Genomic DNA, 19,109 nt, shown 5'->3' with positions numbered 1-19,109 from the left:
TCCGTCCTCCCATGGGACGGAGCCTGCTCGACAAGGTCTGGGACCTGCACACGGTGCGCGAGCTGCCGGGCGGCCAGACCCAGCTCTTCATCGGGCTGCACCTGATCCACGAGGTGACGAGCCCGCAGGGCTTCCAGATGCTCGACGACGCGGGCCTGCCCGTGCTCGTGCCCTCGCGGACGTTCGCGACCGTCGACCACATCGTGCCGACCGACACGCACGCGCGGCCGCTGCGCGACCGGCAGGCCGAGGAGATGCTGCAGGCGATCGAGTCGAACACGCAGCGCCACGGCATCCCGTTCTTCGACATCGGCTCCGGCAGCCAGGGCATCGTGCACGTGATCGGGCCCGAGCTCGGGCTCACCCAGCCCGGGCTCACGATCGCCTGCGGTGACAGCCACACCTCGACCCACGGCGCGTTCGGCGCGATCGCGTTCGGCATCGGCACGAGCCAGGTGCGCGACGTGCTGGCCTCGCAGTGTCTCGCGCTGGCGCGGCCGAAGGTGCGGCGCATCGAGGTGTCGGGCACGACCGGCTTCGGCGTGTACGCCAAGGACGTGATCCTGCACATCATCCGCCGGCTCGGCGTGAAGGGCGGCGTGGGCTTCGCGTACGAGTATGCGGGCGCGGCCGTCGAGCGCATGTCGATGGAGGAGCGCATGACCCTGTGCAACATGTCGATCGAGGGCGGCGCGCGCGTGGGCTACGTGAACCCCGACGACACCACCTTCGACTTCCTGCGCGGGCGGCGCTTTGCGCCGCAGGGTGCGGCCTTCGAGCGCGCGGTCGGCTGGTGGCGCAGCATGGCGAGTGACTCCGACGCGGCCTTCGACGACTCGGTCGAGCTGCCGGCGAGCGAGATCGCGCCGACGGTGACCTGGGGCACGAACCCGGGTCAGGCCATCGGCGTGACCGAGAACCTGCCCAAGACCTCGGAGCTCGCCGAGGACGACCGCGCGTCGGCCGAGGACGCGTACAAGTTCATGGACCTCGTGCCCGGCCGCCCGATCGCCGGCACGCCGATCCAGGTCGCGTTCATCGGCTCCTGCACCAACGGCCGCATCAGCGACCTGCGCGAGGCCGCGCGCGTGGCGAAGACCGGACGCGTGGCGCCCGGCGTGCGCGCGCTGGTCGTGCCCGGCTCCGAGGCGGTGCGCGTGCAGGCCGAGGCCGAGGGGCTGCACGAGGTGTTCCGCGCCGCGGGCTTCCAGTGGCGCGAGGCCGGCTGCTCGATGTGTCTCGCGATGAACCCCGACAAGCTGATCGGGCGCGAGATGTGCGCCTCGAGCTCGAACCGCAACTTCAAGGGCCGCCAGGGCAGCCCCACCGGGCGCACGCTGTTGATGAGCCCGGCCATGGTCGCCGCTGCGGCGCTGCGCGGGCGCGTGGCCGACGTGCGGGAGCTGCTGTGAGCACCAAGCTCGACGCCGAGCGAGTCACCAAGCGCCGCGGTCGCGGCGTGGTGGTGCGCGGGAACGACATCGACACCGACCAGATCATCCCCGCGCGCTACATGACCTCGATCCGCTTCGCGGGGCTCGAGGAGTTCGTGTTCCGCGACTCGCGCTTCACCTCCGACGGCGTGCCCAAGGGTCACCCGTTCGACGACAAGCGCTTCCGCGGCGCCGAGGTGCTGGTGGTGAACCAGAACTTCGGCTGCGGCAGCTCGCGCGAGCACGCGCCGCAGGCGCTGGCGCGCTGGGGCATCCGCGCCATCGTGGGTGAGTCGTTCGCGGAGATCTTCTTCGGCAACTGCATCGCCCTGGGCATTCCGGCAGTCACCGCGGCGCGCGCCGACGTGGCAAAGCTCATGGACGCGGTCGAGCTCGACCCCTCGCAGGAGATCGTGATCGACCTGGCGGCGCGCAACGTGACCTGGCGCGGCGGCTCGGCGCCGGTGCGCATGCCCGACGGCGCGCGCGGCCAGCTCATGGACGGCAGCTGGGACGCCATGCGCACGCTGCTCGAGGCGCGCGAGCAGGTGCTCGCGAAGGCCTGGTCGCTGCCCTACGTGAAGGGCTTCTGAGCCAGCGCGGCGCGGAAGCGCGCGAGCGCCTGCGCGCGCGCCTCGGCGTGGTCGACGATGCGCGGCGGGTAGCCGCGGGCGAGTGACTCGGCCTGCCACGGCCGGTGCGCGCGAGCGCCGCGCAGCCGGCGCAGCTCGGGCAGCCAGCGCCGGACGTAGCGGCCGTCGGGATCGAAGCGCTCGCCCTGAGTCACCGGGTTGAAGATCCGGAACCAGGGCTGCGCGTCGCTGCCGGTCGAGGCGGCCCACTGCCAGCCGCCGTTGTTGCTGGCCGGGTCGCCGTCGACGAGTGACTGCATGAAGAACGCTTCGCCCCGGCGCCAGTCGATGCCCAGGTCCTTGGTCAGGAAGCTCGCCACGGCCATGCGTGCGCGATTGTGCATCCAGCCCGTCGCAACCAGCTCGCGCATGCCGGCGTCGACGAAGGGATAGCCCGTGCGGCCGGCGCACCAGGCGCGGAGCCCGGCCTCGTCGTCGTTCCACTCGAGCGAGTCGAGCTCGGGCCGCCAGGCGTGAGTCAGCACGCGCGGGTTCTCCGCCAGGACCGCGTGGTAGAACTCGCGCCACACCAGCTCGTCGCGCCACTTCGCCGCGCCGCTGCGCCGGCGGCGGTCGTCCGCGGCGGCGGCGGCGGCGCGCGCCAGACAGGTACGAACGGACACGGTGCCGAAGCGCAGCGCCGCGGAGAGGCGCGAGGTCCCGGCCTCGGCGGGCAGGTCACGGCGCCAGGCGTAGTCGGCGAGCGCGCGCTCGAGGAAGGCGTCGAGCCGGCGCAGCGCGGCGCTCGAGCCGCCGGCCGGAAGCGGCGGGCCGGGCTCGGCCGCAGGCAGCGCGCCGCGAGTCACTCCGTGGATCGGCGGCGGCAGGCGGGGCGCGCGCTGCGCCGGCGCCGGCTCACGCGACCAGCGCTCGAGCCAGGCGCGCCGGTAGGGCGTGTAGACCGAGAACGGCCGGCCGGCGCGCGTGCGCACCTGATCGGACTCGAACACGACCCGGTCCCGGTGGGTCTGGACGCGCACGCCGGCGCGTTCGAGCGCGCGAGTCACCCTTGCGTCGCGCGCCCGCGCGAACGGGCCGTAGTCGCGGTTCCAGGTCACGAGCTCCGCGCGCGCCTCGGCGGCCAGACGCACCAGCTCGGCCGCCGGGTCGCCGCGCCGGACCACCAGCGCCGAGCCGCGCCGCTCGAGCTCCCCCGCGAGCCGGCTCAAGCAATCCAGCAGGAAGCGCACGCGCGGCGCCGCGCACCCGGGCCCGCGCAGCAGGCGGTCGTCGAGCACGAACACGCAGGTGAGTCGCTCGGCGCGCGCCGCCGCGGCGAGGAGCGCCGTGTTGTCCGCGACCCGCAGGTCGCTGCGGAACCAGTGAAGCGCCCGGATGGAGGCGGGGCCGGCTGCCAGGGCCGAAGGCCCGCGCAGTGAGCCGAAGGCGAACGAAGTCATTCAGCCAAGAGCCCCGAGAATCGGCTCGCCGCGTGCCCCCGGCATGGCGAGCAAGAGCTGCGCCGAGGCCGTGCGGCGCTCGAGGAAGCCCGCCTCGCAGTAGCAGAGATAGTACTCCCACATGCGCTGGAACTCGGCCGAGTAGCCCAGGCGCGAGATCGCCGCGCGGTTCTCCAGGAAGCGCGCGCACCAGCTGCGCAGCGTGCGCGCGTAGTGCGGCGTCAGGTCCTCGAAGTGCACCACGCGCAGGTCGCAGGCGCTGGCGAGTGACTGTCCGATCCGGGCCAGCGACGGCAGGCAGCCGCCCGGGAAGATGTAGGCCTTGATGAAGTCCACGCCGCGGCGCGCCGACTCGTACAGCCCGTCGGCGATCAGGATCGCCTGCAGCGCCATCAGCCCGTGCGGCTCGAGCCGCGCCGCGCAGGTGCGGAAGAAGGCGTCGAGATACTGGTGACCCACCGCCTCGATCATCTCGATCGACACCAGCTTGTCGAAGCGGCCGCGCAGCTCGCGGTAGTCCTCGAGCAGCACCTGCACCCGGTCGGCGAGCCCCGCCGCCGCGACGCGCTCGAGCGCCACCTCGCGCTGCGCCGGCGAGAGCGTCGTGGTCGTGACCCGGCAGCCGCGCGTGCGCGCCGCGTGCAGCGCGAAGCCCCCCCAGCCGCTGCCGATCTCGAGCACGCGATCGTTCGGGCCGAGCGCGAGCTTGCGGCAGATGCGCTCGTACTTCGCGAGCGAGGCCTCCTCCAGCGTCGACGACTCGCGCTCGAAGATGCCCGCCGAGTAAGTCATGGTCGGGTCGAGGAACAGCGCGAAGAAGTCGTTCCCGAGGTCGTAGTGCGCGCGGATGTTCCGCCGGCTGCCCGGCCGGTCGTTGCGCCGCAGGCGGTGCAGCACGCGGCGCGCCGCCTCGCCGAGCCGCCCGAGCCCGGCGTCGAAGCCCTGGAGCACCGACTCGTTCTGCAGGATCATGCGCAAGAGACCGGTGAGATCGCTCGTACGCCAGTCACCGCGCACGTACGAGTGACCCCCGCCCACGCTGCCGCCCAGCACGACCGCCGGCCAGAACGCCGCGTCGCGCACCTCGAGCCGGATCGGCTCGGGGAAGTCGGCGCAGGGCGCGCCGAACGCGCGCGCGCCGCGCTCGTCCTCGACGCGCAGCATGCCGCGCTCGAGCTTCTCGAGCGCCCCGAGCAGGGCTCGGCGCGCGAGCCGCTGCAGCGGCCGCGAATGACTCCCGCGGAGGTGTCGCGGCGCAATGCTCGAGGTGCTCATACGGGAGTGTTCGTGACTGGGGCCACGATAGGGGGGCTCCACTCCGTCCGGCCCCCAGTATAGGCCGATTGCGGCGGATTGGGTCAGGCGCGCGGCCGGCGCGGCGGACCCGGCACGAAGGCGTTGGTGCGCGCCGCATACTCGGCCCAGCCCGGCTTGCGCCGCGAAAGTGACCGCTCGAGCAGAGTCACTCCTGACACGCGCCGCAGCAGCACCGTCATGAGCAGCGGTGAGATCACCGTCCACAGGCCGCCCGGCGTGCCCGCGGCGAGGGCGAAGAACCCCCACCAGACCAGGCAGTCGCCGAAGTAGTTGGGGTGGCGGGTGTAGCGCCACAGCCCGGTGTCGAGCACGCGACCGGCGTTCGCCGGGTCGGCGCGGAAGCGGGCCAGCTGCGCGTCGCCGAGCGTCTCGAACGCCATGCCGACCAGCCACAGCGCCACACCCAGCGCGTCCAGCGCGCCGAGTGACTCGGGCGTGCGCGCGGCGCAGGCCACCTGCAGCGGCAGCGAGATCGTCCACATCAGCACGCCCTGCAGGCCGAATACGGTCAAGAGACTCACCCACGGAAAGCGCGCGCCCCAGCGCCGGCGCATGGCCTGGTAGCGATGGTCCTCGGGCTTGCCCTGGTTGCGCCACAAGAGATACACCGCCAGCCGCAGGCCCCAGACCATGGCGAGCACCGTGATCAGCACGCGCCGCGCGGGCACGCCGTCGGCCAGGAACGAGCTCGCCTTTCCGATCGCCGCGAAGCCCAGCCCCCAGACCACGTCGACGATGCTCGCGTCGCGGCGCGAGAGACTCACGAGCCAGGTGCCGAACATGAGCGCCGTCACCCCGAGCGCGTTCGCTGCCAGGAGCTGCCCGATTTCCATCAGCCCGCCTCCGCGCGCGCAGCGTCGACCCAGTCGTCGACCCGCGCCCACTGCTCATCGAGCCAACGCAGCGCGTCGGCGGCCGGAATCACGCTCCGCGGCGTGCGCCACAGCGCGACGCGGATGCGCCTCCCGACGATCCCGCCGCGCAGCACGTCGCGCAGCGTGGCCAGTCCCTCGAGCCCCGTGTGCGCGAACCACAGCGCGTCGGCCGGGGCCGCGGCAGCCAGCAGCGCGAGCGGCCCTGCACTGCGCACCGGCAGCACGTGGCGCAGGCGACTCACTCGCGCGCTCCGCTCGGGAGCCAGCGCCTGCACGCGCTCGAGCGCCCGCGCGAGCTTGTCCGGCGTGAAGCGCGTGCCCTCCGGGTAGATCAGAGCGCCCTCGCGCGGGCCGAGCCCCCGGGCGAGTGACTCGATCGCCGCCAGCTCGCGCTCGGTCTCGCCGCTGCCGCGGCGCACGAAGGCGCACTGGATGCGCTGGCCGACCACGTCGAGGCACGGGTCCGCGAGCAGCTCGCGCTTCAGCACGTAGCGCAGCTGCAGGCGGTGGCGGTCGGCGAGCACGACCTCGGGCAGGAGCGTGTCGAGCAGGCTCGCGTGGCGGATCAGCACGACCACGGGGCCGGGCTCGGCCGCCTCGTCGCCCGCCACCTCGAGCTCGAGCCGGAAGATGCGCGCCGCGGCCCGGAACAGGCTGCACGCCCACCAGCGCTGGAGCGCGGCGTGCGCTTGCCGGTCGCGCGCGCGCCCTGCCACGAACAGCAGCCCCGCCGCGGCCAGGCCGATCATCTCGTAGCTGAGGTAGACGGCCGCGAACAGCAACAGCCGCGCGGCGACGCCCGCGCCCAGCCACACGCCCAGCGCCGCGAACGGCGCGAGCGCGAGCGAGACGAGCCAGGCCGCGACGTATCCGGGGATCGTCCACGCTCGGCGCAACCAGCGTTCTCGCCAGCCCTCTCCCACCAGCCACGATCCTAGTCGATGCGGAATGACGCGGTACACTGCGTTCCCTGTTTCAGGAAAGGGCCCCGTCATGAGCGACCCCAGGCGCGTCGTCGGTGACCTCACGGTCGACGTGAACAACCTGTACCGCGAAGAGAGCTACACCGACCTCAAGGTCGCGTCGCTGCGGCGCCTGGTTCCGATCACCGCGACCGGCGAGCCCGATCCCTCGCGCGAGGCGCGCTGGATCGCCCAGACCCAGCTCATGTCTCAGGTCGGCCCGGTGCCGGTGTCCACGCTGATCGAGGCCAAGACGCTCCAGGAGGCGATCGCGAAGTTCCCCGAGGCGGTGGGCCGCGCCGTCGAGGAGATGATCGAGGAGGCGCGCGAGATCCAGCGCTCCGAGGCCTCGCGCATCGTCGTGCCCGACACGGCCTCGGTGCGGAAGATCATCACCTGAGCGCCATGCGCCGGCTCGCTCGACTCACCGCGTTCGCGCTGGTCTTTTGCCTGTGCGCCTGCCGCGGGCAAAAGGTCCCCTCGGGTGCCGAGCTCGTGTTCGACGTCGACTTCTCGCCCGACGGCCAGAAGATCAACGAGCCGCCCAAGACCGTGGAGCCGGGCAAGACCGAGGTCTGGCCGCAGCACGTGCCGAGCGCGGTGTTCTTCGGCCACCCGATGGTGGTCGAGCGCTTCTGCGGGCTCGAGCACCAGCCGCTGCGACTCACGGCGGCCACGGGCGACAGCAACAGCGAGGGCGTCGTGTTCTCGCTCGACCCGCGCTGGGGTCAGTACCACTTCGAGCTGGACCTGTGCGTGAACCAGCTCGACGTCGCAGACACGCGCAACCACGACGCTCCGGTCGTGGTGTTCCTCGACATGATCAACGCGCACGCGATCGGCCTGGACCCCGCCGGACAGATCGTCGTGACGGTGCCGTCCACGGACCCGAACCATCCCGCTCTGCCGCAGAAGATCGGCAGCTGGCTGCGCAGGAAGCCGGTGCACGTCGCCGTCGACGTCGACTTCGAGCAGAAGACCTGGCGCATCGCGCTCGACGGCAAGACCGCCCTGCCCGACACGCCGATCTCGATCAACGTGCCGGGCTCGATGCGCGTGATGGTGCGCGGCAATTCGACCGCACAGGCTGCGGTCGACAACGTGCTGATCTGGGGCCAGCACGATCGCCTCGCGGGCCAGGAGGACAGCGACGACGTGCCCGAGACCCCCGACGAGCCGGAGACCAAATGACCCGCGAGTCACTGGCGCGTACGGTCGTGGCCACGGCGCTGGCGCTAGCGCTCGGGGGCTGTCTCACCGTGGGCCGCGACTTCCCCGCCGATCAGGTGGGCCAGATCGAGATCGGCCACACCACCCGCGACGAGATCCACCGCATGTTCGGCGAGCCCTGGCGCACCGGCCTGGAGGACGGCCGGCGCACCTGGACCTACGGCCACTACCGCTACAAGCTGTTCGGGACGACGGAGACGCGCGACCTGGTCGTGCGCTTCGACGGCAACGGAGTGGTCGCGTCGTACACCTTCAACTCGGCGCCGCCGCTGGAAGGCAGTCTCTGAGCTAGCTCGCGCCGCCGAGCTTCTCGAGCGCGCGCTCGACCGAGCCCTCGGCCTCCTCGAGCGCCCGGGCCGCCTCGGCCGGGCCGACGCCTGCCAGCTCGCACAGGATGCGCACGCCGCGCTCGTAGAGCTTCGAGTTCACGGCGCGCAGGCCCGTCATCAAGTTCCCGTGCACGCGCCCCAGGCGCACCATCACGGCCGTGGACAGCGTGTGCAGCACCATCTTCTGCGCCAGGCCGCCCTTCAGGCGGGTCGACCCGGCGATCACCTCGGGGCCCACCACGACCACGATCGCGATCTCGGCGGCCTTGGCGAGCGGTGACTCGGGCGCGCAGGTGATGGCGATCGCGCGCGCACCCCGCCGGCGCGCGTGCTCGAGCCCCGCCAGCGCGTACGGTGTTCGCCCGCTGGCCGACAGCGCGACCACGGCGTCGCCCGGGCCCAGCCCGAGCTTGTCGAGCTCGCGCGGCGCGGCAGCGGTGTCGTCTTCGGCGCCTTCTACGGGCCCGAGCAGCGCGGGCGGGCCGCCCGCGATCAACGCCTGCACCCGCTGCGGCTCGAGCCCGAACGTGGGCGGAATCTCGGCCGCGTCCAGCGCCCCCAGCCGCCCGCTCGTGCCCGCGCCCACGTTGAACCAGCGGCCGCCGCCGTCGAGCGCCTCGACCAGCGCCAGACACGCCAGCTCGATCGCGGGGCGCGCCGCGCGCACCGCGGCGCTGACTCCCGCGTCCTCGTCGAGGATGCGCTGCACGAGCTCGCCCACGGGCAGGCGGTCGAGGTCGGCCGTGCGCGGGTTCGGGGCCTCGGTCACCAGCTTCCGGCCGGTCGGTGTTTCGTCGGCCATCTACAATTCCGCCCCGTGACGTTCCGGGCCAGCGACGCGACGCTCGCGCGGCTCGAGTGGCAGAGACTGCTCGAGCTGTGCGCCGGCCAGGCCGCGACCGAGCGCGGCGCGGCCGCGCTGCGCGCGCTCGACTTCCCGGCGACTCACTCTGCGGTGCGCGAGCGGCTGGCGCACACCAGCGAAGCCCGGCGGCTGCTCGACGCCGGGTCCGAGCCGCCGTTCGCGGGCGTGGCCGACCTGCGCGCGCCGCTCTTTGAGCTCTCGCGCGGGCGCGCCTGGAACGCGCGCGAGCTGGCGGCCCTGGGCCAGACGCTGGAGGCTGCGCGCCGCGTGCGGCTGTCCTTCGCGGGCAACCGCGAGCTCGCGCCCGGGCTGGCCGCGCTCGCCGAGACATTGCCCGAGCTGCGCGAGCTCGAGCGCGCGATCGCGGCGGTGGTGACGCCGGCCGGCGAGCTGCGCGACGATGCCAGCCCCGAGCTGCGGCGCGCGCGCCGGCGCATCCGCGAGCTCGAGACCGAGATCGAGCGTCACATGGCGAGACACCTGCGCGATCCCGACGTGCAGACTCACTTGCAGGACTCCTACGCCACGTTTCGCGAGAACCGCCCGGTTCTGCCCATTCGCGCCGAAGCCCGCCAGCGCGTGCGCGGCATCGTGCACGACGTCTCATCGAGCGGGACGACGGTGTTCATTGAGCCCGAGGACGTCGTGGAAGCGGGGAACCGCCTGCGCATCGCGCAGACGGAGCTTACCCGCGAGATCGACCGGCTGCTCGCCGAGCTGTCCGGGCGGGCGCGCGGGCACGCGGGCGAGCTCGAGGCGCAGGGCGAGACGCTCGAGGCGCTGGACTGCGCGCTGGCCCGCGGCCGGCTCTCGCGCCGCGCGGGCCAGCGCGAGCCGCGCATCGCCTCCGACGGCGCGCTCGACCTGCGCGGCCTTCGCCATCCGCTGCTCTTGCTCGAGGCGGGGCTCGCGCCCGAAGACGTGGTGCCGAACGACCTGGCGCTGGTGGACGGCGCGCGCTGTCTGGTGATCTCGGGCCCCAACGCCGGCGGGAAGACGGTGGCGGCGAAGGCGGTGGGGCTCGCGGCGCTGTCGCTGCGCGCCGGGCTCCACGTGTCGTGCGACGAGGGCAGCGCGCTGCCGCTGTGCGAGTCCGTGTTCGCGGAGATCGGCGACGAGCAGGACCTGCGCGCGGGTCTGTCGACGTTCTCGGCGCGCATGGCCAACCTGGCCGAGGTGGTGGCGCAGGCCGACCGCGAGTCACTCGTGATCGCCGACGAGGTCGGCGAGGGCACCGAGCCCGGCGAAGGCGCGGCGCTGGCGCAGGCCATCCTCGAGGCGCTGGTCGCGCGCGGCGCGCTGGTGCTCGCCACGACTCACTTCAACCGGCTGAAGGAGCTGGCCGGCTCGGACCCGCGCTTCGCCAACGCCAGCGCGGAGTTCGACCCCGACACGCTCCTGCCCACGTTCCGCATCCACCTGGGCCAGCCCGGCTCGAGCGGCGCCATGTGGGCGGCGCAGCGCATGGGCCTCGACGAGGCGGTGGTGGAGCGCGCGCGCGAGCTGCTCGACCGCGAGGACTCGCGGCTCGAAGCGCTGACGCGCGGGCTGTCCGAGCTGCGCCAGGAGCTCGAGGCCGAGCGGCGCCTCGCGCTGCGCATGCGCGAGGAGTCCGAGGCCGCGCGCAGCGCCTACGAGACGCGCCTGGCGGCGCTGCGCGGCGCGCGCGAGCAGGCGCTGGCCGCCATGAAGTCCGACCTCGAGGCGGCGTTCTCGCGCGCGCGGGCCGAGATCGCGCACGTGGTGCGCGGGCTGCAGCGCGGCGACTCGGCGCCCGGGCCAGCCGCGAACCGCGCGCAGGCGGAGCTCACGCGCATCCGCGAGCGCACCGCGTCCGCGGAGCGCGCGCAGGCCGAGCCCGAGCCGGCGCCGCGAGTCAGTGCCGCCGCCGTGCCCGAAGCGGCGCTCGTGGTCGGGGCTCGCGTGGAGCTCGCAGGCGTACGCGCGCCGGCGCTGGTGCTCGAGCCGCCCGACAAGCGCGGCCGGATCGCGGTGCGCGTGGGAGCCGTGCGCACCGTGGTCGCGCGCGAGCGAGTCACGCGCGTGCTGGGGCCGGACCCTACCCACGCTCCGCGGGCAACGGGCGGCGGCGTGAGCGTGCGGCGCGAGGTCGCCGACGAGCCGTCGAGCCTGGAGTGCGACCTGCGCGGGCTCCGAGTCGACGAGGCACTCGAGCGCGCCGACGCCGCGCTGCAGCGGCTGCTCGGGCGCGGCGGCGGGCGAGTCACCTTCATCCACGGCCACGGCACGGGCGCGCTGCGCGACGCGATCCGCAGCTGGCTGCGCGGCATTCGCGGGGTCGAGAAGTTCGAGCCCGGCGGCCCGCGCGAGGGCGGGAACGGCGTGACCGTCGCGACTCTGTCTGATTGAGCTTCGTTCGGCTTCGCCTCACTGCGCGTGGCTGCCCTGTGATCGCATGGGCACCCTACCCATGCTCCGGCGCTTGCGGGCCTCGCTCAGGGCGGCCTTCGCTCGGCTGCCAGGAGCTCGCGCGCCGCGCGCAGGCCCGAGGCCAGCTCGCCTTCGAGGTGCGGGCCGCCGCACCAGTCACCGGCGTAGCCCGGGTCGATGCGCGCCAGCGCGCGGTAGTGACCCACGCCGAAGGCGGGCTGCGAGACACGAAAGAGGCGCCAGACGGCGCGTGGGTCGGCGAGCGCGGGCACGGCGCGCGCGCCGGACTCGAGCAGGAAGTGCGCCAGCTCGGCGTCGGGGCGATGGCCGTGGCGCGCGGCGAGATCGGGCCGGGCCACGAGCGCGAGCTGGCGCGGCCCGCGCAGCGAGATCGCCCCCAGCTCGCCGCCCTCGGCCCGAGAGAGCCAGGTCTCGCGCGTCCGGGCGGGCACGTCCTCGGGAGTCACGACCTGGAGCACGAGCGACGACTGACTGCGCAGCGCCGCGAAGCCCGCCTGCGCGGCCGGCGCCAGCGCGCCCGACAGGCGCTCCGCCTCGCCCGCACTCACGGCCAGCAGCACGGCGTCGGCGGCGAGAGCCGTGCCGTCGGCGAGCTTCACGCCGCGGCGGTCGGGCTCGAGCGCGGCCACGCGCGCGCCGGTGCGCAGGTCGGAGAGCCTGGCCGCGAGCGCCTCGACCAGCTGACCCGCGCCCTGGACCGAGTCGAGCGCGAGCTCGCCTGTGGGCTCGAGAAACGAGAACAGGAGCTGGCGGCTGGTCTCGCGGCTCGCCAGCCCGAACACGGCGGCGAACAGCGGCCCCAGCAGCTGGTCGTGCGCGCGCCGCCCGAGATACACCTGGCAGAAGTCGGCCACGCTGCGGTCGTCGAGCCGCGTGTCGCGCCAGGGCAGGTCCGGGTCGAGCCCGCCGCCGAGCCAGGCCGCGAGCAGCGCCAGGCGGCGCAGCCGCCACGGGCCCAGCCAGGACCGCCGCAGCAGGTCGCGCAGGCGCAGCGGCGGCCGGAGCGGCGCCCGCTCCACGAGCCGGAGCAGGTCGAGCTCGTGCACGAGCTCCGTGAAGGCCGGCGCGGGGCGCGGCAGCCAGCCCGGCCAGGGCTCGAGCGCGAGCCCGGCGAGTGACTCGCGCGCGTGCTTCCCGCCCGGGCGCGCGCGCGCTTCGAGCACGGTCGCACGCGCGCCCAGTGACTCGAGCCGGAACGCCGCCGCCAGCCCCGCGAGGCCGGCGCCGACCACGATGACGTGCCGGGGCACCCCGTTCAGGCCGGAGTCAGCGTGACTTCGAGCCCGAGCTCCGCGCCGCGCTCCTCGAGCGCCTTGCCGAGCGTGCGCGGGTCGAGGTGGTCGGGCACCTCGGCCAGCACCGTCATGCGGTACAGGGCCGAGCCCGACGGCGAGGGCACGGAGCGCGACTGCAGGTCGGCGATGTTCACGCGGTGGTCGGCCAGCGTGCGGCAGATGCGCGCCACGATCCCGGCCCGGTCCATGCCCTGCGTCTCGACGCGGAACAGGCGCGTGCCGGGCGCGGGCACGGCCGGTCGCGGCTGCCCTTCGAGCGGGCGGATGAACACCGTGAGCCGGTTCTCCCATTCGAGCCGGCGCGCGCCCGCGGCCAGGCGCTGCTCGAGCTCGGGCGAGCTACCCGAGCACAGGAGGATCGACGCGAACTCGTTGCCGAGCAGCGTCATCCGTGAGTCCTCGAGGTTCGCTTCGCAGTCGTACACGAGCTGTGCGAGGTCCGCGACGATGCCGGGCCGATCGCGACCGACGGCCGAGACGATGAACCACTTCCGCATGCAACCAGTCTAGCCGAACGCGCCGCCCGGGCCGCGACGCGTCACCTCGGGCCGCAATTCGGCGTCATGTTGCGCATGGCCCACAGGATCGATGCGCGTTGGTGTTCGGGATCACGCTCGGTGACTCGGGGGCGTTCCCACGGCAAGTCGCGTGACTCGGCGCGGAGCTGCACGAGAAACGTCGTCTGGCATGTCGATTGCTCGGCAGAGAGCTGCCCGGGGCTCGTTGTCCCGGGCATGGGAGTGCCCGGGCCGGAAACCCCTCCCCTCGCGCAGTGCGAGGTTCCGGTCCGGGCTTTCTGTTTCTGCTGCTCTGCGTCCTAAGTGTCTCGCGCGCTGCTGCCGACCTTCTAGTGAGTGGACCCTCCCGCGACAGACGGCGCGCTGCCTCTGGAGCCGCGCCGCGAAGGCGTGCGCCGCGCGATCGTGCTCTCGGGCGGCGGCGCGCGCGGCGCCTACGAAGCCGGCGTGCTGCGCTTCGTGCTCGGCGACCTGCCGCGCAAGCTCGGCTACTACCCGCGCTTCGACGTCTACTCGGGCACCAGCGTCGGCGCCGTGCACTCGTGCTGGCTGGCCGCGCTGTCCGACGACCCGGCGGCCGGCGTGCGCAGCCTGGTCGACGTGTGGCGCAACATGTCGTTCGCGCGCGTGTACCGCTTCGGCGTGGGCGACGCGTGGAGCTTCTCGAAGTCACTGCTCGGCTCGCTCGTGGGCCGCTCGATCTCGCCGGGCGCGGCGCAGGCGCGCATCCCGGGCCTCTTGAACACCTCGCCGCTCGAGAGACTCGTGGTCGAGGGCATTCCGTGGCGGCGCCTGCGCCGCAACCGCCGCGCGGGCCGCTTCACCGCCGTGTGCGTCAGCGCGACCGAGGTCGCGACCGGGCGCACGGTCGCGTTCATCGACCACCGCGATCGTGAGGTGCCGAGCTGGACCAACGACGTGCTGCACGTGGCGCAGCCCGCGCGCATGGGCCCCGAGCACGCCCTGGCCTCGGCGGCGATCCCGTTGCTGTTCCCCACGGTGCGCATCGGCGACACGTTCTACTGCGACGGCAGCCTGCGGCAGCAGACGCCGCTGGCGCCTGCGCTGCGCCTCGGCTCGAACCGGGTGCTGGTCGTGGGCCTGCGCCACGGGCGGCCGCCGTCGCTCGGCGATCCGCTCGCGGCCGAGCGCCTGGGCCAGATGCAGTCGGCGGGCTTCCTGTTCGGCAAGATCCTCGACGCGCTGCTGATCGACCGGCTCGAGTACGACCTGGGCCAGATGCGCGTGGTGAACCGCATCCTGCGCGCCGGGCTCGAGCTCTACGGCGACGAGTATCTCGAGCGGGTGAACGTGCAGGTGAAGAAAGAGCGCGGCATGGGCTTCCGCGTGGTCGAGGACTGTCTGATCCGCCCGAGCCGCGACATCGGCGTGATCGCCGCGCGCCACGTCGCGCGCGCCAAGGCCAACCCGCAGCGCAGCATCCTGGGCCGCTTCGCCTTCGACGCGCTCACGCGCGGCTCACCCGAGAACGAGGCCGACCTGATGAGCTACCTGTTGTTCGACGGCGAGTACGCCTCGGAGCTGATCGACCTGGGCTACGCCGACGCGCAGGCGATGGAGCTCGAGCTATTGCGCTTCTTCTCCGCTTGACTGCGGCGAGTCACTTCGCGTAGCGGATCTCGAGCGAGGCCGTCTCCTTGCGCCGCTCGAACGCCAGCTCGATCAGCCGGTCGGCCAGCTCGGGCAGCGAGATGCCGCTGGCCTCCCAGAGCTTCGGGTACATGCTGGCGTCGGTGAAGCCGGGCAGCGTGTTCAGCTCGTTCAGCAGGATGCGCCCGGTCTTCTTCTCGAGGAAGAAATCCACGCGCGCCATGCCCCAGCACTTCAGCGCGCGAAAGGCCTCGAGCGCGTAGCGGCGCATGGTCTGGTCCTGCTCGGGCGTGACGTCGGCCGGGATCAGGATCTGCGTGGAGTCACTGGCGTACTTGGCCTCGTAGTCGTAGAACTCCGCGCTGTAGCGCACCTCGCCCAGCTGCGAGGCCTGCGGCGAGTGACCGCCCAGCACCGCGCACTCGATCTCGCGCGCCTCGACGCCGGGCTCGACCAGCACGTCGTGGTCGTATCTCGCGGCCTCCTTGATCGCGTGGTGCAGGTGGGCGCGCGTGCGCACCTTCTGCACGCCGACCGACGAGCCGGTGTTCGTGGGCTTCACGAACAACGGGTAGGCGAAGCGCGCCTCGACGGCCTCCTCGAAGTCGGCGGTCGAGAGCAGCGCCTCGTGGCGCGAGATCTCGTTCGCGGGCACGACCGGGACGCCGGCGTCGCGCAACACCGACTTCGCGAGCGCCTTGTCCATGCACAGCGCGGTGGCGAGCACGCCGCAGCCCACGTACGGGATCTCGGCCAGCTCGAGCATGCCCTGCAGTGAGCCGTCCTCGCCGCCGCGGCCGTGGATGATCGGGAACACCGCGTCGAGCTTCTCGGCGAGCGCCGGTGCCGCGTCGCTGCGGCGCAGGAGCTCGAGGCCGGAGCGCAGACCCGCGAAGGCCGTGCGGCTCTTCGCGTGGCCGATCACCTCGCCGGGCATGAGTCCCGAGCCCGCCTCGGCCACGTGCCAGCTGCCGTCGTGCGCCACGCCGATCAGGACCGGCGCGTAGCGCGCGGGGTCGAGCGCATCGTGGATCGCGCTGGCCGACGCCACGGAGACCTCGTGCTCGGTCGAGCGGCCCCCGAAGACGATCCCGATGCGCCGTTTCGCCATGGCCCGCGAGGATAGCCGCCGCGGGGCCACTGTCATTGACACGCGAACGAGCGCGTTCGTAACCTGCCCGCGTGTCGAACGAGCCAGCGGAAACGCGCGCCAGCGACGACGCCAGCGCCAGGCAAGCGGCGCTCCTGGCGCGACTGTCTCGCTGCGAGTCGCTCGTGGTCGCGTACTCGGGCGGCGTCGACTCCGCGTACCTCGCCTGGGCCGCGCACCAGGCGCTCGGGCCGCGCGCGCTGGCGGTCACCGCGGTGTCTCCGTCGTACCCGCGCAGTCACCGCGAGACCGCGGAGCGCGTCGCGCGCCAGGTCGGGCTGCGCCACGAGTGGATCGACTCACACGAGCACGAGCGCGCGGAGTACGCGCGCAACGCGCCCGACCGCTGCTACTTCTGCAAGACCGAGCTGTTCGACCTCCTGGAAGGCCTGCGGGTCGAGCGCGGCTTCGCGGCCGTGGCCTACGGCATCAACCGCGACGACACCGGCGACTTCCGCCCCGGTCACCGCGCGGCCGAGGAGCACCGGGTGCTCTCGCCGCTCCTGGAAGCGGGCCTGGGCAAGGCCGAGATTCGCGCGCTCTCGGCGGCGGCCGGGCTCGAGACCGCGGAGCTGCCCGCCTCGGCCTGTCTCTCGTCGCGCGTGCCCTACGGCATGGAGGTGACTCCCGAGAAGCTGGCGCAGATCGACCGCGCGGAAGACGCGCTGCGCGCGCTCGGCTACCGCCAGCTGCGCGTGCGCCACCACGGCGACCTGGGGCGCGTGGAGCTGGCGCGCGAGGAGATGCCGCGCGCGCTCGCGCCCGACGCGCTGCGCGCGATCTCGCGCGCGCTGCACGACGCGGGCTTCCGCTGGGTCGCGCTCGACGTCGACGGCTACCGCATGGGCTCCGCGAACGAGATTTTGCAGATCGCGCCGCCCGCGCGATGACGCCGCTCTTCGAGACTCCGGGTGCGCCGGTCGAGCAGGGCCGCGCGCAAGGCGAGTCGCTGGCGAGCGAGATCCGCGCCGCTGCGCTGCGCCTGCGCGGGTCTCTGCCCTGGCTCGCGCGCCGCGCGCTGGTGCGGCGGGTGCGCGGGACCAGCGCGCGCGCGCTCGAGACGCAGCTGCCCTGGCAGCGCGAGCGGATCGAGGGCATGGCGCTGGCCAGCGGCACGCCCGAGTGGCTGCTGCTCCTGGGCGAGGCGCTGACCCGCGTGCAAGGGGCCGCGTTCGTGGCGGCGAGCGCGCCGCTCGGCGCGGCGTTCGAGCTCCCGGCCGGGCTCGAGTCACTCGTAGCTCTGCGCCGCAGCCGCCCCGACGCCGGCGGCTTCGCCAGCGCCGAGCTCGTGCTCGCGCCGCTCGCCGGCTGCCTGTGCGGCGTGAACTCCGAGGGCCTGGCCGCGGTGTGCACGCGCGATCTCTCGCGCGACGAGCTCTCGCTGCGCTTCCTCGCGCAGGAGCTCCTGTTCCGCGCGCGCGACCTCGAGGCCGGGATCGACCACCTGCGCCGGCGTGCGGCCTACGCGGGCGGCACCGGCGAGCTCGTGGTGGCCGACGCAGCCGGGCGCGCGCGCAGCTTGGCGTTCCGCGGCGGGAGACTCGAGCTGCGTCCCGTGCCCGGCGCCGCACGCGCGCTGCGGCCGCAGGTCGAGCTCGACCCCGGCGCGGGCCGACTCACCTGGCTCGGCGTCGACGGCGGCGCCCCGGCCACTCGGCTCGACGCGGCCGCGCGCTAGAATCGCGCCGATGCCGAAGAGCCCGTTCCTCGAGGGGAACTTCGCACCCGTCGAGCACGAGCTCGCGGCCGACGACCTGCCGGTGCGCGGTGAGTTACCGCGCGAGCTCGCCGGCACGTTCGTGCGCAACGGACCCAATCCGCAGTTCCCGCCGCTCGGCGCGTATCACTGGCTCGACGGCGACGGCATGCTGCACGCGGTGCGGCTCGAGAACGGGCGCGCGAGCTACCGCAACCGCGCGGTGCGCACGCGCGCGTACGAGCTCGAGCGGCGGCGCGGGCGCGCGCTCTGGACCGGCGTGCTCGAGCGCCCGCAGTTCGACAACCCCGAGGGCGCGACCAAGAACACCGCGAACCAGGCCCTGGTCCGCCACGCGGGCCGGCTGCTGGCGCTGCACGACCAGGGCGAGCCGTACGAGATCGCGCTGCCCGAGCTCGAGACACTCGGCGTGTACAGCTTCGGGCGCCGGCTGCGCCATCCACTCACTCCGCATCCCAAGCTCGACCCGCGGACCGGCGAGCTGTTCGCCTTCGGCTACAGCCCGGTCGCCAAGCCGCACGCGCAGTACTCGGTGATCGCGGCCGACGGCACGCTCGCGCACACCACCGCGATCGAGCTGCCGATCGGCGTCTGGATGCACGACTTCGCGATCACCGAGCGCTGGGCCGTGTTCATGAATCACCCGTACACGTTCGACGTGCGGCGCTTTCTGCGCGGCGAGCCGATCGCGCGCTTCGAGCCCGAGCGCGGGTCACACCTGGGACTCATGCCGCGGCGCGGCTCCGGCGGCGACCTGCGCTGGTTCCCGATCGCTCCCTGCTTCGCGTACCACGTGGCGAACGCCTGGGAGGAGGGCTCCGAGGTGGTGCTCGACGTGATCCAGCGCGCGGCGTTCGACCTCGCGGCCGAGGTCGAGCCGGGCAACGCGCCGCCGCACCCGACGCGCCTGTGGCGCTGGCGCATCGACCTGCAGCGCGGCTCGGTGCGCGAGCAAGAGCTCGACGACCAGAACGCCGAGCTGCCCAGCGTGAACCCGGCGCGGGTCGGCCGGCGAGCGCGCTACGTGTTCGCCTCGCGCATGCGCAGCGACGTTCGTCTTCCGCTCGCCGAGGGTCTCTTGAAGTACGACCTCGACCGCGGCTGCGCGTCGCAGCTCCACCGCTTCGGCCCGAACCGCAACGGCGGCGAAGGCGTGTTCGTGCCGCGGCCGGGCGGCTCGGACGAGGACGACGGCTGGCTCCTGGCGTTCGTCCACGACGAGTCGGAGGGCCGGAGCGAGCTCCTGGTCGCCGACGCCCGCGACCTGACCGCGCCGCCGATCGCGCGTGTGCTCCTGCCGCAGCGCGTGCCGTACGGCTTCCACGGCCTCTGGGTCCCCGAGGATCGGGTCTGATTCACCACG

General features: G+C 73.6%; 18 protein-coding genes. 10 read left to right on the top strand and 8 right to left on the bottom strand.

Annotated elements, in window-relative coordinates; all coding sequences use genetic code 11:
* Positions 1 to 11: 11 nt before the first annotated feature.
* Both leuC and VMR86_07665 read left to right on the top strand, forming a co-directional pair.
* The gene (gene leuC, locus VMR86_07670) at positions 12 to 1,412 is read left to right on the top strand and encodes a 3-isopropylmalate dehydratase large subunit (GenBank protein HTO06924.1); all 1,401 of its coding nucleotides are present in this window, start codon (positions 12 to 14) and stop codon (positions 1,410 to 1,412) included.
* Positions 1,409 to 2,026, top strand: a complete 618-nt coding sequence (locus VMR86_07665; protein ID HTO06923.1) for a 3-isopropylmalate dehydratase small subunit — start codon at positions 1,409 to 1,411, stop codon at positions 2,024 to 2,026. The genes leuC and VMR86_07665 overlap by 4 nt, the downstream gene beginning before the upstream one ends.
* On the opposite strand, the gene VMR86_07660 is transcribed toward VMR86_07665, so the two are convergent.
* The 4 genes from VMR86_07660 to VMR86_07645 all read right to left on the bottom strand — a co-directional run bounded on the left by VMR86_07660 (position 2,008) and on the right by VMR86_07645 (position 6,553).
* Entirely contained in the window at positions 2,008 to 3,465 is a 1,458-nt protein-coding gene (locus VMR86_07660; GenBank protein HTO06922.1) for a deoxyribodipyrimidine photo-lyase, read from the bottom strand. The genes VMR86_07665 and VMR86_07660 overlap by 19 nt on opposite strands.
* Complete coding sequence (locus VMR86_07655; protein HTO06921.1) at positions 3,466 to 4,740, bottom strand: cyclopropane-fatty-acyl-phospholipid synthase family protein; 1,275 nt, start codon at positions 4,738 to 4,740, stop codon at positions 3,466 to 3,468.
* A gap of 83 nt (positions 4,741 to 4,823) precedes the next feature.
* On the bottom strand, positions 4,824 to 5,615 hold the full coding sequence (locus VMR86_07650) for a DUF1295 domain-containing protein (protein ID HTO06920.1): 792 nt from the start codon (positions 5,613 to 5,615) through the stop codon (positions 4,824 to 4,826).
* Positions 5,615 to 6,553 carry a 1-acyl-sn-glycerol-3-phosphate acyltransferase gene (locus VMR86_07645; GenBank protein HTO06919.1) on the bottom strand — a complete coding sequence of 313 codons (939 nt, stop codon included), beginning with the start codon at positions 6,551 to 6,553 and terminating at the stop codon, positions 5,615 to 5,617. Before VMR86_07645 ends, VMR86_07650 begins: the two co-directional genes overlap by 1 nt.
* A 97-nt stretch (positions 6,554 to 6,650) precedes the next feature.
* On the opposite strand from VMR86_07645, the gene VMR86_07640 reads away from it, so the two are divergent.
* Genes VMR86_07640 through bamE form a run of 3 tightly spaced genes read left to right on the top strand, consistent with a single transcriptional unit; the run spans position 6,651 to position 8,136 of the window.
* Complete coding sequence (locus VMR86_07640) at positions 6,651 to 7,019, top strand: cytoplasmic protein (protein HTO06918.1); 369 nt, start codon at positions 6,651 to 6,653, stop codon at positions 7,017 to 7,019.
* Between the two features lie 5 nt (positions 7,020 to 7,024).
* Positions 7,025 to 7,810 (top strand): hypothetical protein, encoded by a 786-nt coding sequence (locus VMR86_07635; protein ID HTO06917.1) that lies wholly within the window; start codon positions 7,025 to 7,027, stop codon positions 7,808 to 7,810.
* Positions 7,807 to 8,136 (top strand): outer membrane protein assembly factor BamE, encoded by a 330-nt coding sequence (gene bamE / locus VMR86_07630; GenBank protein ID HTO06916.1) that lies wholly within the window; start codon positions 7,807 to 7,809, stop codon positions 8,134 to 8,136. Before VMR86_07635 ends, bamE begins: the two co-directional genes overlap by 4 nt.
* Before the next feature lies 1 nt (position 8,137).
* On the opposite strand, the gene VMR86_07625 is transcribed toward bamE, so the two are convergent.
* The gene (locus VMR86_07625) at positions 8,138 to 8,980 is read right to left on the bottom strand and encodes an N-acetylmuramic acid 6-phosphate etherase (GenBank protein ID HTO06915.1); all 843 of its coding nucleotides are present in this window, start codon (positions 8,978 to 8,980) and stop codon (positions 8,138 to 8,140) included.
* A 15-nt stretch (positions 8,981 to 8,995) separates the two neighbouring features.
* Here VMR86_07625 and VMR86_07620 point away from each other — a divergent pair, with 15 nt between their 5' ends.
* A complete protein-coding gene (locus VMR86_07620) occupies positions 8,996 to 11,413 on the top strand; it encodes a Smr/MutS family protein (GenBank protein HTO06914.1) in 2,418 nt (805 codons plus the stop codon).
* Positions 11,414 to 11,499: 86 nt separating this feature from the next.
* On the opposite strand, the gene VMR86_07615 is transcribed toward VMR86_07620, so the two are convergent.
* Both VMR86_07615 and VMR86_07610 read right to left on the bottom strand, forming a co-directional pair.
* Positions 11,500 to 12,705 (bottom strand): FAD-dependent oxidoreductase, encoded by a 1,206-nt coding sequence (locus VMR86_07615; GenBank protein HTO06913.1) that lies wholly within the window; start codon positions 12,703 to 12,705, stop codon positions 11,500 to 11,502.
* A 5-nt stretch (positions 12,706 to 12,710) separates the two neighbouring features.
* A complete protein-coding gene (locus VMR86_07610) occupies positions 12,711 to 13,247 on the bottom strand; it encodes an ACT domain-containing protein (protein HTO06912.1) in 537 nt (178 codons plus the stop codon).
* A gap of 357 nt (positions 13,248 to 13,604) precedes the next feature.
* On the opposite strand from VMR86_07610, the gene VMR86_07605 reads away from it, so the two are divergent.
* Positions 13,605 to 14,879 (top strand): patatin-like phospholipase family protein, encoded by a 1,275-nt coding sequence (locus VMR86_07605; protein ID HTO06911.1) that lies wholly within the window; start codon positions 13,605 to 13,607, stop codon positions 14,877 to 14,879.
* A gap of 10 nt (positions 14,880 to 14,889) precedes the next feature.
* Here the strand turns inward: VMR86_07605 and VMR86_07600 are convergent, their stop codons facing one another.
* Complete coding sequence (locus tag VMR86_07600) at positions 14,890 to 15,990, bottom strand: D-alanine--D-alanine ligase family protein (GenBank protein ID HTO06910.1); 1,101 nt, start codon at positions 15,988 to 15,990, stop codon at positions 14,890 to 14,892.
* 71 nt (positions 15,991 to 16,061) lie between these two features.
* On the opposite strand from VMR86_07600, the gene larE reads away from it, so the two are divergent.
* The 3 genes from larE to VMR86_07585 are packed head-to-tail and all read left to right on the top strand — an operon-like array spanning position 16,062 to position 19,100.
* Positions 16,062 to 16,919, top strand: a complete 858-nt coding sequence (gene larE / locus VMR86_07595) for an ATP-dependent sacrificial sulfur transferase LarE (protein ID HTO06909.1) — start codon at positions 16,062 to 16,064, stop codon at positions 16,917 to 16,919.
* Positions 16,916 to 17,707 carry a hypothetical protein gene (locus VMR86_07590; protein HTO06908.1) on the top strand — a complete coding sequence of 264 codons (792 nt, stop codon included), beginning with the start codon at positions 16,916 to 16,918 and terminating at the stop codon, positions 17,705 to 17,707. Before larE ends, VMR86_07590 begins: the two co-directional genes overlap by 4 nt.
* 10 nt (positions 17,708 to 17,717) lie before the next feature.
* Complete coding sequence (locus VMR86_07585; GenBank protein HTO06907.1) at positions 17,718 to 19,100, top strand: carotenoid oxygenase family protein; 1,383 nt, start codon at positions 17,718 to 17,720, stop codon at positions 19,098 to 19,100.
* Positions 19,101 to 19,109 lie beyond the last annotated feature (9 nt).

The sequence above is a fragment of the Myxococcota bacterium genome (assembly GCA_035498015.1).
In the GTDB taxonomy this organism is placed as follows: Bacteria; Myxococcota_A; UBA9160; order SZUA-336; family SZUA-336; genus VGRW01.
The sequence above is the reverse complement of the archived record's forward strand: the minus strand, read 5'-3'. Positions and strand labels throughout refer to the sequence as shown.

Coding starts and splice junctions, on each gene's coding strand:
- VMR86_07650 (HTO06920.1), bottom strand. CDS start 5,615: ATGGAAATCGGGCAGCTCCTGGCAGCGAACGCGCTCGGGGTGACGGCG.
- leuC (HTO06924.1), top strand. CDS start 12: ATGGGACGGAGCCTGCTCGACAAGGTCTGGGACCTGCACACGGTGCGC.
- VMR86_07585 (HTO06907.1), top strand. CDS start 17,718: ATGCCGAAGAGCCCGTTCCTCGAGGGGAACTTCGCACCCGTCGAGCAC.
- VMR86_07600 (HTO06910.1), bottom strand. CDS start 15,990: ATGGCGAAACGGCGCATCGGGATCGTCTTCGGGGGCCGCTCGACCGAG.
- bamE (HTO06916.1), top strand. CDS start 7,807: ATGACCCGCGAGTCACTGGCGCGTACGGTCGTGGCCACGGCGCTGGCG.
- VMR86_07640 (HTO06918.1), top strand. CDS start 6,651: ATGAGCGACCCCAGGCGCGTCGTCGGTGACCTCACGGTCGACGTGAAC.
- VMR86_07625 (HTO06915.1), bottom strand. CDS start 8,980: ATGGCCGACGAAACACCGACCGGCCGGAAGCTGGTGACCGAGGCCCCG.
- VMR86_07655 (HTO06921.1), bottom strand. CDS start 4,740: ATGAGCACCTCGAGCATTGCGCCGCGACACCTCCGCGGGAGTCATTCG.
- VMR86_07610 (HTO06912.1), bottom strand. CDS start 13,247: ATGCGGAAGTGGTTCATCGTCTCGGCCGTCGGTCGCGATCGGCCCGGC.
- VMR86_07590 (HTO06908.1), top strand. CDS start 16,916: ATGACGCCGCTCTTCGAGACTCCGGGTGCGCCGGTCGAGCAGGGCCGC.
- VMR86_07635 (HTO06917.1), top strand. CDS start 7,025: ATGCGCCGGCTCGCTCGACTCACCGCGTTCGCGCTGGTCTTTTGCCTG.
- VMR86_07660 (HTO06922.1), bottom strand. CDS start 3,465: ATGACTTCGTTCGCCTTCGGCTCACTGCGCGGGCCTTCGGCCCTGGCA.